This is a genomic window from Limnothrix sp. FACHB-1083 (genome assembly GCF_014696485.1).
Lineage (GTDB): Bacteria > Cyanobacteriota > Cyanobacteriia > CACIAM-69d > CACIAM-69d > CACIAM-69d.
On sequence record NZ_JACJQD010000012.1, the window covers coordinates 64,223 to 81,677 of the forward strand.

The window sequence follows — 17,455 nt, forward strand, 5'->3', positions numbered from 1 at the left end:
GCAGGGCAACGGACAGGTGGGCCAAACCCGATCGAACCCAAATCAACTGGGACCCAAATCAACCAAAACGCTGATTTACGGCCTCAGTTTCACGATCTCAGTCACCGATTTCAGTTGCCCGATCGCCCGGGATATTCGGGATACATGTCACGGGGGCGATCGCGCCCGTCAATGCATTGGCCCATGGCGGTGGTGAGGTCACTGGTCACCTGGCGATTCAGGGTGGTGACGCAGCGGGCAAACCGTTCGGGCAGCAAACTGCGACGACAGTGATCCAAAACGGCGCTGCCGTCAACGGCTCCGGCCCGCGAGATGCTGACCACACAGTTGGCGGTGTCGATCGGGCGGCGAGCTTGCCGACAGGTTCTGAGGGCCGCCTCCGCTGAGATGGTGGTTTTTTCGTCAATTCGCTCCACGCAGTCGCCCAAGTCCTCGGGGTGGAGCACATAGGCACAGGAGCTAGCAATCAGGTCGGGGCTGATGTTGGAGTCGCGCAGGTCGCGCACACAGCGATCGTATTCGTTGGCTTGGGCAGCGGTGGGGGTCAGCAGCAGCGGCAAACCCAGGGCGATCGCTGCGATTGTGGATTGAAGTTTCATCGCAAAGTTCAAGCGGTACTTGTGATGGGGACTTGATGGGAACTAGATGAGGAACTGTTGAGCCGTTGGACGATCGAGGACGGGGCGATGGGCAAACGAGGCACATCCTCGATCGGGAACAGGGGCACGGTCGGCCGTTTCCACCTCCCTAGGCTAGAGCTTTTCTGGGCTGGCGCTGCCCTGAACTCTAAAAATTGGTGCGATCGCGGTTGGCGGCCGTGGCCCGTTCGATCGTCGTGGCCACCGTCACCGATCCCAAATCGCCGTCGGCCCGGGTGCGGAGGCTGAGGCTGTTGGTTTCCACCTCTTTTTCGCCCACCACGGCCATCACAGGAATTTTTTCCTTTTCGGCGTTGCGGACAATTTTGCCCAGGCGATCGCCCGAACCATCCACCGTGGCCCGAATGCCCGCCAGTTGCAGTTGCGTCACCACTTGGTCGGCGTAGTCGCGGAAATTGTCACCCACGGGCAACAGCCGAATTTGCTCGGGAGCCAGCCAGAAGGGGAAATCTCCGGCGTATTCTTCGATCAGGATGCCCACCAGCCGTTCGATCGAGCCGAACGGGGCTCGGTGGATCATCACCGGCCGCTGGCGGCTACCATCGGCGGCGACGTATTCCAGATCAAACCGCTCCGGCAGGTTGTAATCCACCTGCACTGTCCCCAGTTGCCACTCGCGCTCTAGGGCATCCTGGAAAATGAAGTCCAGCTTGGGACCATAGAAGGCCGCTTCACCGGGGGCCTCAAAGGAATCCATGCCCAGGGTTTGCACGGCCGATCGAATGGCGTTTTCGGCCTTATTCCAGGCCTCATCGGAGCCGATGTACTTGTCGGAGTCGGGATCGCGGAAGCTGAGACGCGCTTTGAAATTCTTCAGTTGCAGCGCCCTGAACACCGTCAGGATCAGATCCACCACCTTCAGAAATTCCGCATCCAACTGCTCGGGCGCAACAAACAGGTGGGAGTCATCCACGGTGAAGCCGCGCACCCGCGTTAGGCCGCCCAACTCGCCGGACTGCTCGTAGCGATAGACCGTGCCGAATTCCGCCAGGCGCATCGGCAGCTCCCGATACGATCGCAACTGGCTCTTAAAGATTTGGATGTGGAAGGGGCAGTTCATCGGCTTCAGCACAAAGCCCAACTCGGCGGCCGCCTCTTCCGGCGACTCGGCCATCATCGGGAACATGTCTTCCTTGTACTTTTGCCAGTGGCCGGAGGTTTTGAACAAATCCACCCGGGCAATGTGGGGCGTGACCACGGGCAAATAGCCGCGTTTCACCTGTTCGCCCTTGAGGAAGTCCTCCAGGATCGATCGCAGCATCGTGCCCTTGGGAGTCCAGAGGGGCAAGCCGGGGCCCACGGGATCGGCAAAGATAAACAAGCCCAAGTCTTTGCCCAGCTTGCGGTGATCGCGCTTCAGGGCTTCTTCCTTGCGGCGTTTATATTCGGTCAGTTGCTCGGGGGTTTCCCAGGCCGTGCCATAGATCCGCTGGAGCTGGGCCTTGGTGGCATCGCCGCGCCAATAGGCTCCGGCCACGGTTTCCAGTTCGATCGCCTTGGGGTTAATTTCCGAGGTGTTTTCCAGGTGGGGCCCGGCGCAGAGATCCCACCACTGATCGCCCAGGTGATAAAGGGTGATCGGTTCGGTTTTGATGTCGTCGAGAATTTCCAGCTTGTAGGGTTCCCCGATCGCCTCAATCCGGCGCTTGGCTTCCTCGCGGGACACCTCTTCGCGAATCACCGGCAGCTTTTTGTTGATGATTTTGATCATCTCTTTTTTGATCGCCTTCAACGCCTCTTCACTGAAGGGTTCGGGGCTATCAAAATCGTAGTAAAAGCCGTTTTCGATCCAGGGGCCGATCGTCACTTGAGCCTTGGGAAACAAGCGCTGCACCGCCATGGCCATCACGTGGGAAGTGGTGTGGCGAATTTTTTTCAGCGTTTCCGATTCGCTAGTTTTCGGCAGGGTGATTTTATCAACCTGGTCGGCGGCGGGCAGGGGACGATCGGGCAATTGCTGAACCATACCAACGAAACTCAACAACAGTAGAAAGCGACGGTCGATCGCGCATCGTGGCTACTCTAACGCTAATTGACGACGTGGCCCGACTTTTGGTTCGCGAACCGCCGCTTGGGGCCTTCTATCTTAGCGAGGCCCGCGATCGGGTAGCGTTTCGGGACAGGACGCTCAGGGGCACAATCAGGGCAAATGGGCGGAAATGGGCAATTTAGGCGCGATCGCTGTCGGGCAAGCTATAGGGCACAATCCCGTTACCCTTGCCCGATCGGGCCCGATAAAGGGCCACGTCTGCCCGGTGCAACAACTCAGCCGCCGTGCGGCCATGGTCTGGGAAACTGGCAATCCCGATCGCCACGCCAATTCCTTGGGGCGCAAACTCCAGCAGGGACGCATCCAGCGACGACAACAGTTGGCGCAACCGCTCCGCTCGGCGACAGGCTTCCTCAATCTCCGTGTTGGGCAACAACAGCACCAAGTCATATTTGCCGTAGCGCCCCAGGGCTTCCAACTCAGAAATATGGTTGCGCAACCGCATCACCACCCGTTGCAACAAATATCGGCTGGTATCTTGGCCCGAAAGGCGCTCCGCCACAGCCAACCCATCCAGGGCGATCGCCAACAAGCTCAAGGGTTGCTGGGCACGAGCCATACTTAACAAGTCGCGCTGAAGCCGCTGCTCCAAATATTGCCGATTAAACAGTTGCGCATCCTCATCTTGAAGCGTCACCAGGTTATGTTTTTGGCGCGATTGCATATCAGACAAGGCCAAGCCCAAGTGCTCCGCCACGGCCGTGGCCATGGGTTGGTATTCGGAAATCAGACGCTGATTGGGCTGGGTGCAAAGGTGCAACAGGCCCAAGGTTTGCCCCCGCCCCACCAAAGGCATACAGAGAGATTCGCCAATGAACCCCTCAAAGGCGTGCTGACAGCGCAGGTTTTGCGGCCCCGATTCCACTCGGTGCGATCGCCCACGCCGCAGGGCCCAGCAATGGCGAAAGGCAAAGGTCGATTGGCTGGAGAAACTATCGCCCCACTGGCTGATCAGGGAAAATACGCCCTTGCTGTCGTCGTATAAAAACACCCCTCCACTACAGCGGGGAAACAAAGCCATCAACACACTGGGCAAGGCGCGGCCCGCCTCAGCGATGCTCAGGCAAGTTTGCAGCAGACCGCTGAGATCGCCCAGCAGTTTCAACTCCTGGTTACGGCGCTCTAGGGTATCAATCCAAGCCTTGAGCTGAACATTGGCTTCGGCCAGGGCCCGCTCGGCCCGTTTGCGATCGCTGATATCACGCGCCACCCAAATCACGCTGCTGTGGGAGGTGGGGGCAATGTTGGCAATGAACCAAGCCTCCTGTTCTCCCAGCCGCAGGGAATATTCCAAGGACAGGGAACGTTGTTGCCGAATGGCTTCCCGCGCGGCGGCCAACCAAGGGCCCGATCGGGTGGAATCCGTCAGAATTTCCACCATCTGATTAATTAGCTCCCCCCCATGATTTGACACCTGGGCCAACTGGGTAGGCATCACCCGCACATGGGCCTGCTCCGTTGACAGTTCCAGCACCAGATCCGGCAGGGCTTCCAACATGCCCCGCATTTCGGCATAGGCAGTCATTAACTGCTGCTCGGCCAGGTCACGGTGATCGGCCTGTTGTTGCAGGCGCAAAATCAATTCTTGGGAAACGACCATCAGCGGCAATACCCCGAGGGGCCGCAGTCCCCCATCCACCACGGGCAAAATATCGAGGCCTTGGCGGGTAAACAGATCCAACAGGGTTCGGAGGCCCTCAATGGTGCCAATCCATTGCCCCAAGTCCTTGAGCAAGATTGGTTGGACGGCCTGGGCAATGGTTCCCAGCAACCGCGTGGGCTGAGTGGCCAGGGCCCGCAAGAGATCCCGAGGCAAGACCACGCCCTTAAGCTGATTGCTTTCGAGAACCAGCAAACAACTCGATCGGGCAGCACTATCGGGCAGAGCCATCCAGCGCCGTGCCGCTTCCGCCACCGATCCAGACGCTGAGCCTGTGGCAAAGGTTCGTTGAACAGCCGCTTCAATTTCCATGCATCCTGGCCACCGACAGGCTCAGACAGTAGATTGCGCAAGATATTTGAGCATTGGGGTTGCGGATTTCATTGCGGATCTCCATTAATGTCATCGATCGCCTGATCTCCATGCAGATGGCTCTAGGTCAATCGATTTCATTAAGTTTGATCGCCTTGATCGCCGTCGATTTGATCACCTTTCGATCACCTTGACCCACCCTCGATCGCCCCAATTTTCCCGATCGCTCTCACCCAATCACTGGATTTAATGGATTAGCGCAGTAGCGATCAGTTAACGTGATCGGTCTGATCAGTCTCATCAATGGGTACTGATCAAGGGGGCTGTGAATCTCAAATTGATTGTGATCGATGATGGGTCAATCAGTCGTTGATCTGAGTCCCGATCGATTCCCCCAGTGCATCACGCATGATCGGTCATGAAATCACTCATGCAGTTGATGGCGAGCCATCTTCCCTTGATCGATCACAGGGGATCACCGGAGATGCAAGCAGTTTCATCAAGGGCGATCGCCCCATGACCCCTCGGCTGTGGCTCGATCGGCATTGATTAAACGGATGGATGAAGACAATCGATCTTAGAACCGCAAATCGTAGACCGCAAATCTAGGCCGCAAGCGCAGGCAGGCGATCCCGAACCACAAGCAACCGACCACAGGGCTGTGCTCATCTACCCTTGCTGTGTTCAGTGCTGTGCTCAATGTTTGGCGGCCAACAACCCCAAGTCAACCCAAACCAACCCAAGCTCAATCGATGATCGGCCCCGAACTTAACTCTAACTTAGGGCCGGAGTCTCGGTTGCATCGGCTCACGGGGTTCACCATTCCCCAGCCGCCACCGGCCGCTCTCCCCAAAAGCCGCCAAACCCAATTGCCAAGCCCAGCGATTCGGCCTAATTGCCAAACCCAATTGCCAAACGACAGCCATTTGCACCCTGTCTGGTAAAATTTGGGAGACTTCTACCGTGTTCGGCTTCTATGGGGTCAACTGGGGATCGAATCGCAATTGACGCAATGGGCGGCGACTATGCCCCCGAAGAAATCGTCGCCGGAGCCGTGCGCGCCAGCGAAGAACTGGGGGTTAAGGTTCTGCTAGTCGGTGATCCCCACAAAATCGAGGCTTGCCTGAAAGAGCACAATGCTGGTTCAAACCTCGAAATTGTGCCCGCCGATGGTGTGGTGGAGATGGATGAAGAGCCATTAACCGCCCTGCGCCGCAAACCCAATTCTTCCATCAATGTGGCCACGAATCTGGTCAAGGAAGGCCGAGCCGATGCTGTGGTTTCGGCGGGGCACTCGGGCGCGTCCATGGCGGCGGCACTGCTGCGGTTGGGACGAATTCCGGGCATTGAACGCCCCGCGATCGGGGCCGTGTTGCCAACCCAGGTCAATGGCAAGCAAGTTTTGATCTTGGATGTGGGGGCCAATGTGGACTGTCGCCCCAAATTCCTAGAGCAATTTGCCGTGATGGGTTCCATCTACAGCCAACATGTTTTGGGGGTGGAACGGCCCAACGTGGGCTTGGTCAACATTGGCGAAGAGGAATGTAAGGGCAATGAACTGGCCCTGCGGGCTCATCAGTTGCTGTCGGAAAATCCCGTCATTCACTTTGCGGGCAATGCCGAGGGGCGCGATATCCTCTCAGGTCAGTTCGATGTGGCTGTTTGTGATGGCTTTGTGGGCAATGTGCTGCTGAAGTTCGCGGAAGCGGTGGGCAGCGCGATGCTTCAGGTGGTGAAGGAAGAACTACCCAAGGGCACACGCGGCAAAATTGGGGTCACGGTGTTGAAGCACAACCTGAAGCGCATTAAGCAACGGGTCGATCATGCGGAGCATGGGGGCGGTTTGTTGCTGGGCGTGAACGGGGTTTGCATTATTGGCCATGGCAGCTCGCGGGCCCCTTCAGCCTTTGGGGCCATCCGCCTCGCCAAGGCGGCTGTGGAATCTCGTGTGATTGAGCGAATCCAAGCCCAGTATCAACAAAGCGTGCAGCAGGCTGTTGCTTCGGAGAATTAATGCAAACGCGATCGCCCTTTGGAATCGCCCTCATTGGCAGCGGTTCAGCTTTGCCGGATGGAATTTTAGACAACCTCGCCCTAGAGCAGTTGGTTGAAACCTCCGACGAGTGGATTGCCACGCGGACGGGAATCCGTCAACGGCGTTTGGCGCAACCGCAGGAGTCCCTTACGCCGTTGGCCGCAAAGGCTGCTGAGCGGGCGTTGGCGATGGCGGATCTCCAGGCGGCTGATTTGGATTTGATTCTGCTGGCCACCTCCACGCCCGATGATTTGTTCGGGAGTGCTGGGGCGATCCAAGGGGCGATCGGGGCGAGCCACGCGGTGGCGATGGATTTGACGGCGGCTTGCTCGGGGTTTGCGTTTGGCTTGGTGACGGCGGCTCAGTTTTTGCGATCGGGTGTTTATCGCAATGTGCTGCTGATTGGGGCCGATGTGCTCTCGCGCTGGGTGAACTGGAACGATCGGGGCACTTGCATCCTGTTTGGCGACGGGGCAGGGGCTGTGGTGTTACAGGCGATCGATTTGCAGGAGCAACCCGCCGCTAGCGATGCTCTGCTGGGGTTTGAGCTACGCAGCGATGGCTCCATGAACCATGTCTTGAACCTGGCGGGGGAGACGATCGAGCAGCCTCTCAAAAACGGAACCGTGGTGGGTCAAGGCAATTTTCAGCCGATCACCATGAACGGTCAGGAAGTCTATCGTTTTGCCGTTAAGCGGGTTCCCGAGGCGATCGAGAAGGCCTTGCATCGGGCGGAACGGTCGATCGAGCAAGTAGATTGGCTGCTGTTGCACCAAGCGAATCAACGAATCATCGATGCGGTGGCCGATCGCCTTGGTTTGCCCCACGAAAAAACCATCAGCAACTTAGAGCGCTACGGCAACACATCCGCCGCCTCCATCCCGATCGCCCTTGATGAAGCGGTTCGTGACGGACGGATTCAGTCCGGCCACACCTTGGCCCTGGCTGGGTTTGGGGCTGGCCTGTCTTGGGGCGCGGTCATTGTCCGTTGGGGCCGCTGACCGCCACAGCCCAACCGACTCACAGCCTTAATCTCACAGCCTTAATCTCCACGAATTGGCAAGCTGATCAGAAATTCTGCACCTTGGCCAATCTCGGATCGCACCTCCAAGCTCCCCCCGTGTTTATCCACAACAATTTGGCGGGCGATCGCTAATCCCAACCCCGTTCCCTTGCCCACGGCTTTTGTCGTGAAGGCATGGTCAAAAATATTCGATCGCACCGCTTCGCTCATCCCTTTCCCATTATCCCGAATAGCAATTTGCACCTGTTGATCCACAACTTGGGTACAGATTGTAATTTGTTGCGGATGGGCAACCCAATACTCAAAGGGTGACCCCTGGGCCAACTCATCAAACATATCGATCGCGTTGGCCAGCAAATTCATAAACACCTGGTTCAGTTGCCCCGGAAAGCAATCGATCGGGGGCACATTGCCATAGTCTTGAATCACTTGAATCGCTGGGCGATACTCATTCGCCTTCAGTCGATATTTCAAAATTAGCAGCGTACTATCAATCCCTTCGTGAAGATGAGCCTGAATCTTATATTGGTTGTCCGCCCTCGAGAAGGTTCGCAAGCTATTACTAATTCCCTTGATTCGATCGGTTGCTAACTGCATAGACTTCAAGAGCGTCGGCAAATCTTCACTTAAAAAGTCTAGTTCGATCGCTTCCGCATGGCTTTCAATGGCCGATTCAGGATCCGGGTAATATTGCTGATAAAGCGATAGATGGCTTAGCAAATCTCCAATGGAATCCTGAAGATTTTGGATACTGCCATTTAAAAAGCCGATCGGGTTATTAATTTCATGGGCCACACCAGCTACCAAATTGCCCAACGAGGCCATTTTTTCGCTTTGCACCACCTGTAATTGGGACTGCTCAAGCTGGTGGGCATAGGTTTGGGCTTGCTGATATAGGCGTGAATTTTCCAGAGAAATCGCAGCCTGGGCACAGAGAAAGTTCAAGACCAGTAGGCGATCGTTCGTAAAAACATTGGCCACCGCGCTATTTTCTAAATATAAAATCGCCACCAACTGCGATTGGTTCAAAATTGGCAAGCACAACACGCTTTTAGGAGCGGTCTGAATCAAATATTGATCTGTGATGGGCAAGCTGGTTTGGCCCTGGTCAATCACCACTGTTGTCTCAGTGTTTTTCACGTACTGCACCAACTGCACTGGCAAAACAGGGCAAGTTTCCAAAGATTCTGTGCAGACTTTCACTGATTCTGGCTGGGCGATCGCCCGCACCTGCCAATCACCTTCGCCACCGGCAACCACCAGCGCACAGCGATCGCCACCCGAACATTGCAAAACAATTTGTGTTAGTTGCCGCAACAAATCATCTAACTGAATCGTACCGGCCAAGGTCTGAGAAGCACGAATGACCGCCGCCAAATCCAACATTTCATTCACGTCGGAAGCAGAAGAACTGGGCGTACCACTAACCTGGCCTGAAGAATTGTGAATTGCAGATGTGCGGAGTGCCGGCGGAATTGTAGCCGCTGCCAGCGTTTCTAAGGGATTAAAAACTGGCGCAGGCGATCGCAAAATTGGACTCAACAACTGTGGATAGCGTCGCTCCAAATCCGCAGTTTTGGCCTTCGCACCCCAACGCGCATAGCCATAGTAAGCCTCTTGCATATAACCGGCGGCCACCTTTTCTTTACCCCATTGGAGGTAGAACTTTGCTGCCAGCTCATTGGCCAGAGCTTCCTCATGGGAAAACCCACTTTTTTTAGCATCAGCGATCGCACAGTCATAGGTCTCGATCGCCTCAGTTTTGTGCCCCAACACTCGATTAACCTCAGCCGCCACCAATTGCCAACGATGGGCTTGATTTTCTGGCGCATACACTGCCCATTGATGAAGGCGATCTTGGGCCCCTTGCACTGACTCCCAAATTTTGACCTGTTCGGACGAGGTTGCCAAGGAGTGCTGCTGAAGCTCGATCAGCGCTTGGTAAAACACCCAAGTAGACATTGAAAAGAAGCCAATTCCTGCATCCTGATACTCTTGAACCCTTGGAATTAACGCTATAGCTGCTTCATGTTCTTCAAATAGGTAGTACAGGAAGATTTGATGCAAATAACCACTGAACAAAGAGGCTCGATCATTCCCCACCTTGAGGGAGGGAGCCAATTGCTCCAGATCAAAAACATCGCCCTGCAAACGATAGGGAACAGTCGATCTACCCAGGAGATTCAGCACCACTTGTCGATAGGATTGATGCGCACGCAAGGCTGCTTGCTGCTTCACTTGCTCAATCACAACTTCATGGCTCAGCAGTTCCTCCGCTAAGCCCAGCAGCTCTCGCCCACTCCAATATTGATGATTAGCATAGGTAAATAAATTCAGCGCTACACATTCCCAATCGCCACTTTCCAAGCCACTGCGGCAGCCTTCCAACAAAGCTGGAGTTACCTCTTGTAGCGGCTCGCACCAGTGACGAGCAAAGGTATTCACAACCAGATAAACTCGGCTTTTAAACGCATTAGCTTGCAATTTTTCCAGAAGTACCAGCGAAAGCTGCGCAAATTGATATCCTGCCGGAATATCATTCATGATTCCGCAAAGAACCATTCCGTAATCCGCATAGGAAACCACAGAAACTGCACAGTTTCCGTGATGAATTGAAAGGCTGATTTGTTTAAAAATCAGGAGTGGCAATAGAACCGGAGCTGCCATACATGCAGAGTGTGACAAGTTTGTCAAAATCTGCATGGCGGCTAAGAGTTTTGGATCTTCCATTGGTGGCAAATCCAGCAAACTCAACGGATCTTGCGCTTCCCAGGCCTGGCGCGATCGCTCGTAAGCTGCATTAATTTCTGCGGGTGTTGGCTGCAAGGGGAATTCAATCCCCAGTTGTTGCAAAACCTGTAACCCTAAATCAATCACTTGTGCAAATTCACTCTGTGCCTGCAAAACCAGCATTCGGGTTTCATAAACTTTAATTTGATCCAACACCGAAGTGCTGTGCTGCAAAATCACTTCGCCCCAAGTTTTTAGCTGTTCAAACTCCGTGTTGAAGTAGGCCGCTTCTAGGCGTTGTTGGTGTAGCTCAAGAGTCAGATCATATTCTTGCTGCCAAGCATCATTCGGTAACAAATCAATGCCCTGATTCAAATAATCCAAGGCGGCCCCATAGGCCGCCGAAGCAATTGCTTTGCGACCTGCTTGTAAATTTAAACCAACCAACTCACGCCGCTCAAAATCATCAGTAATTAAATGACGACCCAAATTGAGGTGATTAACGATTTCAAAAATTCGATCCTCTTGATCACTTTGGGTAAAGTGCTGAACCAACAGCCGACCAATTCGGTAATGGAGGGCAGGTCGCTCCGTCTCCGCAATTAATGAATAGGCCGCTTGCTGAATGCGATCGTGTAGAAATCGATAGGTTGGGTTCAAGTCATAGGGGCGATCGCCCTGGGCAGTCGCTGCCGCTTGAAAGAGCTTATAAGCCTGATTCACGGGCACAATCATCCCTTCCTGAAGCGATCGCCACAGTGCGGCGGCCGCTTCCATCAAAGATTGCTCTGCAATCACTGCCAATGTTTCTAGATCAAACTGATTACCAATACAAGCCGCCAACTGCAAGCCTTGCTGAGTTGCAGGGGGTAGTTTTTGCAGTTGCGCCGCCATAAACTCCACCACATCATCAGCCAAAGCGAGGACATTAATTTGTGCTAGGTCACATTCCCAATAACAGTGGTTGGCATTAAAGGTGATGTAACCCTCTTCATGCAGTGTCTTCAAGAATTGTGTTGTAAAAAAGGGATTTCCCTGTGTTTTTTGATGGATCAGTTTTGTCAGTGGCAGTGCCAAATCAGGCAAACAATGAAAGGTGTCAGCAATTAAATGGTTTAAATTTTGAATAGTCAGCGGTTGAAGCGTAATTGTATTAACTATTGCTTGAGATTTTTGTAACTCTTGCAGAGTCAAGATTAATGGATGAGCCACTGAAACTTCGTTGTCTCGATAGGCTCCTAGTATCAATAAATATCCTTGATCTTCCATCAAGACTTTCAGCACTTGCAAGGAGGCTGGATCTGCCCATTGCAAGTCATCGAGAAAAATCACAAGTGGATGTTCAGTGGTCGTAAAAACCTGGATAAATTTTTGAAATAGCAACTTGAAGCGATTTTGAGCAGCCGTTCCCGACAATTCTGGTGCAGGTGGCTGTGAGCCAATGATGCGTTCTAGTCCTGGAATCACTTCCAGTAAAACCTGCGCTTGGTTACCCAATGCTTCCAGGATTCTTGATTTCCAATCTTGCAATTTTTGGTCAGATTCCGAGAGCAACTGCCCGATCAGACTTTGAAACGCTTGGACAAAGGCTGATAGGGGAATATTGCGATTGAATTGATCAAATTTTCCTTTAATAAAGTATCCCTTTTGGCGCGTAATGGGTTTGTGAATTTCATTGATGACGGCTGTTTTGCCAATTCCAGAAAACCCTGCAACCAGCATCAACTCAGTTTTTCCTGATTGAACTCGCTCAAACGCATCGAGCAGAGTTTTTACTTCTGATTCGCGACCATAGAGCTTTTCAGGAATTAAGAAGTGATCACTGAGATCCCTAGTACCCAACTCAAAATCTGAAATTGCCTCTTGCGCTTGTAATTGATCTAGGCAAATTTGCAAATCGTGGCCCAGTCCGCGAGCACTCTGGTAGCGATCTTCAGCATTTTTAGCCATCAGTTTCAGCACAATCGCAGAAACCACGGGCGGAATTTCTGAATTCAGAGCTGAAGGGGCGATCGGCTGTCTTGCCAAGTGGCAATGCACCAACTCCATGGGATCAGTGGTGGGGAATGGAAGTTGGCCGGTCAGCAGCTCATACAAACTCACACCCAAAGCATAAAAATCGCTGCGGTAGTCAATCCCGCGATTCATCCGCCCCGTTTGTTCAGGAGCCAAATAAGCCAACGTGCCTTCCAAGCTAGTGGGACTCTGAAGATATTGGGCTTCCCGGGGCAACAGGGAAGCAATACTAAAGTCAGTTAATTTAATTTTTCCCGAGGAGGGATGAATCAAAATATTGGCCGGCTTAATATCTTTGTGAATGACTTTTTGTTGATGCAAGTAATCCAAAATCACGGACAATTGCAGAGCGATAGACAGAACTTCATGTAAAGACAATGGCTGATTTTGAGCATATTCACGAAGAGAAATTCCTCCGAAGTCTTCCATGATTAATGCATAACTATTTTCATAGGCGGCCAGAGCATAGGAGCGGACGAGGCCTGGCATGTCCAAGGCTTGGGAAATCGTGTATTGATTCCGGAACTGCAATAATTCCTCAAAACTGGGATAAGTTGATCGCAGAATTTTAATCACAACAGGCTGTTGTGACGGTAACTGCATTCCGCGATAAACAGCAGTTCGAGAACCTTGGTAAATTTCTTCAATGAATTGATAACCCGATAGTTGACAATTTGCCAGCATTAGAGTAGATCCAGGAAAAGACGTAGAAATAGACAAGGAAACACTTTGAGATTTTTTCAACTATTTTTAAAATTTCAGTATATTAGTCATACATCTTGGTCTAATAAGATACAGAGACTTCTATAGCAAAATGGTTTTTCGCGTATTTTACTATTTTATAATCTTGAGGGACGCAATAGTTTTGGTGCGGCGATCTCCGTCAAAATTGGTGACCGTCCCAGATCTGGTCAGTCAGGCAGCTATGCTTTGATGCTCCATGATGATACCCAGGGTTATCCCAGCTCAAAACTGGTAATGCCAAATATCTGACCCAAAGGCAGCTCCGGCGAGCACCCTCGGTACATTCGGGCAGTTTCAAAAGCTGGTTTCATTTTGTATTTCTGGGCCAGTTTGATCGCCTGCGGATTAGGTTCAGGTACATCTAAATAGAAGGTTGACCCTAATGGAAGGGTGGCCATCAAGGCTTGGATAAGTGCATCAGCCAGATCAGGGGTTTCAGCATTGAGTGGGCCGATTTTGTAGCCGGTGTGGCACGCACGAATCACGCCATAGGCACAGAGCCGATCGCCCTGCAAAATTCCCATAGACTGAGCGTCAGGCTGATCAATCCAAGCCCGTAAAAATTGCTCGCGTTGCTCAGGAAAAAAGCGACGATCGCACTGTTTCAGTTGCTCAAAGGGGATGGCGGATAGCGGCACAAGGTCGGGGTGGAGTTGGTCAGCGCGATCGCTGATGCCCGCAAAGCGAATATTGCGATGGGCAAAGGTAAATCCTGATTTTTGATAATTCTCTTGTTGGGCAACCACGCCATCTAAGCCGATTGTTCGGCCTTCAAGGATCTCGATGGCACGCTGCCAAATTTGGATGCCATAGCCTTGATGCCGAGCGTCTGGGTGGACGATGTAAAACCCGATGAAGCCAAAGGAATGGCCGTATTTGACAGCGGAAATGGTGGCAATCGGTTGGCGATCCAGCTTGCCCACCAAAAATCCCTGGGGATCTGCTGCATAGAAACAGTCCGCGTCCTGTAGCCCAGGATTCCAACCCTCTACCCTCGCCCAATCGATCGCGATCGATAGTTCCTCGCGAGCCATGACAGCAATTTGGTAGTCCTGGGATGGAAACGACATGGGGTAATTCCTCAAGAACGGTCAAGCAAGCGGGCACTGCCCTCCGTTCTAGCAAGCGACGTTACCCGATCGCCTCAAAACGGCCGGCTAACTGACTGGGATCGGTGTTGTTGACAAATCCCAACACAACACCTGCGCCACGAATAAATGTCCCTGGCGTGGTGCGCAGATTGCCCACTTCCAAGGCGATCGCACTGGCCGTTAAGCCTCCCGCAAGGCCAATCACATCTTCAGCACTGAAGTCGGTGATGATGTCGGCCAGGGCGGGGTTACTGTCGGCGGTGGTGGGATTGAGGATGAATCGATCGACCCCAGCCCCACCCGTCAGCAAATCCACTCCCCGATCGCCACTCAGCCAATCATTCCCATCGCCGCCGATCAGCGTGTCATCGCCTTGACCACCGAAGAGGCTGTCGTTGCCCGCTTCCCCAAACAACAGGTCATTGCCCAGGTTGCCATACAGATCATCATCCCCATCACCGCCTTCGAGGCGATCGTCATCGCGACCACCGGAGAGAAAATCATTCCCACCACGACCGGAAAGGGTGTCGTTGCCTTGGTTTCCGGACAGGGTGTCGGGGCGATTGGTGCCGATCAACAGATCGCTGCTGGAAAGAGTCCGCGCGATCGTGCTGTCAATCCAACTGGCAAAGGCCGAAAGCCGGGTCGCCGCAAAAATTTCGCCGTAGCTGGTGTCGTTTGCGCCGGTCACGTCGGCTCCCGTGGCCCGGGGCACAGCGCCATAGGACACCACCCCGGCCACGCGGTTGCCAAGAAACAAAGGCCCCCCGGAGTCGCCACTGCTGGATCCCACTTCAGTGCTGCCAGTGCCCCGATCGCGCAGGCCAAAATCACGCCCTAGGCCATCATTGCGATCAGTTCCATTGTCAAAGTCATAGATCAACTGGGTTCCAGGCAACACGGCCACATTTGACTGGCGGTTTAAAACATCCCCTAGCCCATCAATGCGATTGGTTCCTAACCGACGAATGGCGGGAAAATCACCCACTAGTTCCCCAACGCTGCCCGTGCCCGGCTGACCATAGCCCACCAGGGTCGCTACCTGCCCCACTTCATCGCCGTTGCGGTAAATATCGTAGCGATCGGCCCCATCGGGAGCCGAAGAAGCAAGCCACAGAATCGCCACATCATTGTTGGAATCTGGATCAGAGCTGTCCCAGTTGGGGTGGACAAAAATTTGCTGCACCCGCACTGACTGTCGCCCCTCGGGCACATCGAAATACACCTGATAGCTGTTGTCGCTCACCAGGCGATCGCCCACACAGTGAGCCGCCGTCACCACATGCTGGCCCGACAACAGCAGCGAACCGGTGCAGTCTACTTGGCCACCCGTGCCATAGCCCACGACCCCATCAAATCCCTGACCCGTGGAGGACAAAAACCGCACATCATTCGCCTCATTGGAAGCAACGGCAATGCGCGAACGGCGATCGAGCGATTCAAGGGTCATAACTATCCATTAACCGAATTCATCAACAGGCCACTGCGGGATTCGACTCCGATCGGCTCGATCGGGTTTCCCAAACCAGCAATCTGCCCCCGCTGGCTGCAAAATTCTCCAGCGCTTGACTAATCGCCTGATAGTTCGCTGGGTTGATTCGATTCGGTGAACTCGGTTAAGGCAGTGAATTGGGCCGATCGATGAATCATCAACCATCAACGGGCGGCTTAACTCTCTTCGCTGGCCAAGTTTGGGCGATCGGGGGTTGCCGCTGAAGCGATGGTCGGTGGTTGATAGAACCCCGCCACCAGGGCCAACATTAACCAGAAAAGCGTGCTGACCTGGGGGCGATACCAAACCGTATCCACCAAACCATGGGCCAACATACCGGCCATGGTGGCCAAGGCCGCCAGCAACCAGTAGCCCTGGCTGGCTTGCAGTTGTCGCAGTCGATTGAGGGCCCGTCCCCCTTGATACGCCGTCATGCCCAACAGCCAAACAAAGCAGGTGAAACCAATCACACCCGTTTCCACCAACACTTCCAAAACCACGGAATAGGCACTGAGGGCGCTGAACTTCGGCTTTTGGTAACGCGGATAGACGCGGTTGAAGGCCACATTACCGGGGCCAATGCCTAACCAAGGGCGGTCTTGGATCATCTGCAAAACCGCTTGCCAAACGTTAATGCGGAAGTTGTTGCTGCTGTCGCCCCGACCCGCAAAGATGCTGAAGACCCGATCGCGCAAAGGTTCCAAAGCCGCCACCGCCAACACCATCAGGGTTGTGCCACCGCCCAGCAGGGCCGGCATCGCCCAGCGTCGCCAAAAGGGAGTGAACCGCACAGACCACCAATAGAGCAGCAAAATTCCCAGCACCGCTAATTCCACCACCAGCCCAATCCAACCGCCTCGGCTGAAGGTGAGCACCAGACAGGTTCCATTCAGCCCCAACAGCACCACGCCTAAGATTTTTTGGATCCAGCCTTTCCAGGCCAAGATCGCTGCCACACTTAGGGGAACCGAGGCTTCTAGGTAACCGGCTAGCAGATTGGGATTGCCCAAATAGCTGTAGACCCGGGTTGTTTTGCTGAGGGGTGATTCTGGATCAACCCAGGTGGCCAGGGCATCGGCTCCAAAGATCCATTGCCGCAAACCATAGACGCTGGTGGCTAAGGCGGCCAGCAGGTAGACGGTGGTGATGATGGCGCGGCCCCGTTCCAGCCGGGTGACCCGTGCCAGAACACAGAAGAAGACCAGGTACAAAATCAACTTAGTCCAGCCCACGAAGGCGGCAGCCTGGACGGGCGAAAAGGCCACGGCCACGGTGGCGATCGCCCCATAAAGCAACACCAACAGGTGAATGGGGGTGAACAATCCAGGCTGATCGCCAGCTTCCGCAGCGGCAACGGGGCGATCGGTCACCGTTAGCAGCACCCAAAAAGCACCGGCCGCCAACAGCAACAGCCCCAGCAAATCCGTTTCGGCAAAGGGAGCCAAGCCAAAAACCGTGGCCGCCAACAGGGCCAGCAGGGTTTCGCCCCAATGCAGCAGCCAGCTACTTTGTCGCCAAGCGCTGAGGGCCCCAATCCAACGACCCAGCCAGCTTGTTTGTCGCCACTGGGTTAAGGCGACTCCAGAGAGGGTGAGGGTTTGCCCGATCGTGTCCCAATGGGTCATGCGAGGAGGTGGCGGCG

9 protein-coding genes are annotated in these 17,455 nt (G+C 54.0%); 2 read left to right on the forward strand and 7 right to left on the reverse strand.

Annotated elements, in window-relative coordinates:
• Positions 1 to 110: 110 nt before the first annotated feature.
• The 3 genes from H6F46_RS15175 to H6F46_RS15185 form a co-directional block, all read right to left on the reverse strand.
• Complete coding sequence (locus H6F46_RS15175) at positions 111 to 599, reverse strand: hypothetical protein (protein WP_190355570.1); 489 nt, start codon at positions 597 to 599, stop codon at positions 111 to 113.
• A 187-nt stretch (positions 600 to 786) separates the two neighbouring features.
• A complete protein-coding gene (thrS, locus tag H6F46_RS15180) occupies positions 787 to 2,625 on the reverse strand; it encodes a threonine--tRNA ligase (RefSeq protein WP_190355571.1) in 1,839 nt (612 codons plus the stop codon).
• Between the two features lie 202 nt (positions 2,626 to 2,827).
• Positions 2,828 to 4,681: a diguanylate cyclase domain-containing protein gene (locus H6F46_RS15185; RefSeq protein ID WP_099534577.1), complete on the reverse strand. Its 1,854-nt coding sequence runs from the start codon at positions 4,679 to 4,681 to the stop codon at positions 2,828 to 2,830.
• Positions 4,682 to 5,657: 976 nt separating this feature from the next.
• Here H6F46_RS15185 and plsX point away from each other — a divergent pair.
• Both plsX and H6F46_RS15195 read left to right on the forward strand, forming a co-directional pair.
• Entirely contained in the window at positions 5,658 to 6,695 is a 1,038-nt protein-coding gene (plsX, locus tag H6F46_RS15190; RefSeq protein ID WP_190355572.1) for a phosphate acyltransferase PlsX, read from the forward strand.
• A complete protein-coding gene (locus H6F46_RS15195; protein ID WP_190355573.1) occupies positions 6,695 to 7,717 on the forward strand; it encodes a beta-ketoacyl-ACP synthase 3 in 1,023 nt (340 codons plus the stop codon). Before plsX ends, H6F46_RS15195 begins: the two co-directional genes overlap by 1 nt.
• 41 nt (positions 7,718 to 7,758) lie before the next feature.
• Here H6F46_RS15195 and H6F46_RS15200 read toward each other — a convergent pair whose 3' ends face one another.
• From H6F46_RS15200 to H6F46_RS15215, 4 genes are all read right to left on the reverse strand, one after another.
• Entirely contained in the window at positions 7,759 to 13,170 is a 5,412-nt protein-coding gene (locus tag H6F46_RS15200; RefSeq protein ID WP_190355574.1) for an ATP-binding sensor histidine kinase, read from the reverse strand.
• A gap of 272 nt (positions 13,171 to 13,442) precedes the next feature.
• Entirely contained in the window at positions 13,443 to 14,300 is an 858-nt protein-coding gene (locus tag H6F46_RS15205) for a GNAT family N-acetyltransferase (protein WP_190355575.1), read from the reverse strand.
• Between the two features lie 61 nt (positions 14,301 to 14,361).
• Positions 14,362 to 15,771 carry a trypsin-like serine protease gene (locus tag H6F46_RS15210; RefSeq protein ID WP_190355576.1) on the reverse strand — a complete coding sequence of 470 codons (1,410 nt, stop codon included), beginning with the start codon at positions 15,769 to 15,771 and terminating at the stop codon, positions 14,362 to 14,364.
• Between the two features lie 218 nt (positions 15,772 to 15,989).
• Positions 15,990 to 17,438 carry an IctB family putative bicarbonate transporter gene (locus H6F46_RS15215; protein ID WP_190355609.1) on the reverse strand — a complete coding sequence of 483 codons (1,449 nt, stop codon included), beginning with the start codon at positions 17,436 to 17,438 and terminating at the stop codon, positions 15,990 to 15,992.
• Positions 17,439 to 17,455: the final 17 nt, after the last annotated feature.

Coding starts and splice junctions, on each gene's coding strand:
- H6F46_RS15175 (WP_190355570.1), bottom strand. CDS start 599: ATGAAACTTCAATCCACAATCGCAGCGATCGCCCTGGGTTTGCCGCTG.
- thrS (WP_190355571.1), bottom strand. CDS start 2,625: ATGGTTCAGCAATTGCCCGATCGTCCCCTGCCCGCCGCCGACCAGGTT.
- H6F46_RS15185 (WP_099534577.1), bottom strand. CDS start 4,681: ATGGAAATTGAAGCGGCTGTTCAACGAACCTTTGCCACAGGCTCAGCG.
- plsX (WP_190355572.1), top strand. CDS start 5,658: ATGGGGTCAACTGGGGATCGAATCGCAATTGACGCAATGGGCGGCGAC.
- H6F46_RS15195 (WP_190355573.1), top strand. CDS start 6,695: ATGCAAACGCGATCGCCCTTTGGAATCGCCCTCATTGGCAGCGGTTCA.
- H6F46_RS15200 (WP_190355574.1), bottom strand. CDS start 13,170: ATGCTGGCAAATTGTCAACTATCGGGTTATCAATTCATTGAAGAAATT.
- H6F46_RS15205 (WP_190355575.1), bottom strand. CDS start 14,300: ATGTCGTTTCCATCCCAGGACTACCAAATTGCTGTCATGGCTCGCGAG.
- H6F46_RS15210 (WP_190355576.1), bottom strand. CDS start 15,771: ATGACCCTTGAATCGCTCGATCGCCGTTCGCGCATTGCCGTTGCTTCC.
- H6F46_RS15215 (WP_190355609.1), bottom strand. CDS start 17,438: ATGACCCATTGGGACACGATCGGGCAAACCCTCACCCTCTCTGGAGTC.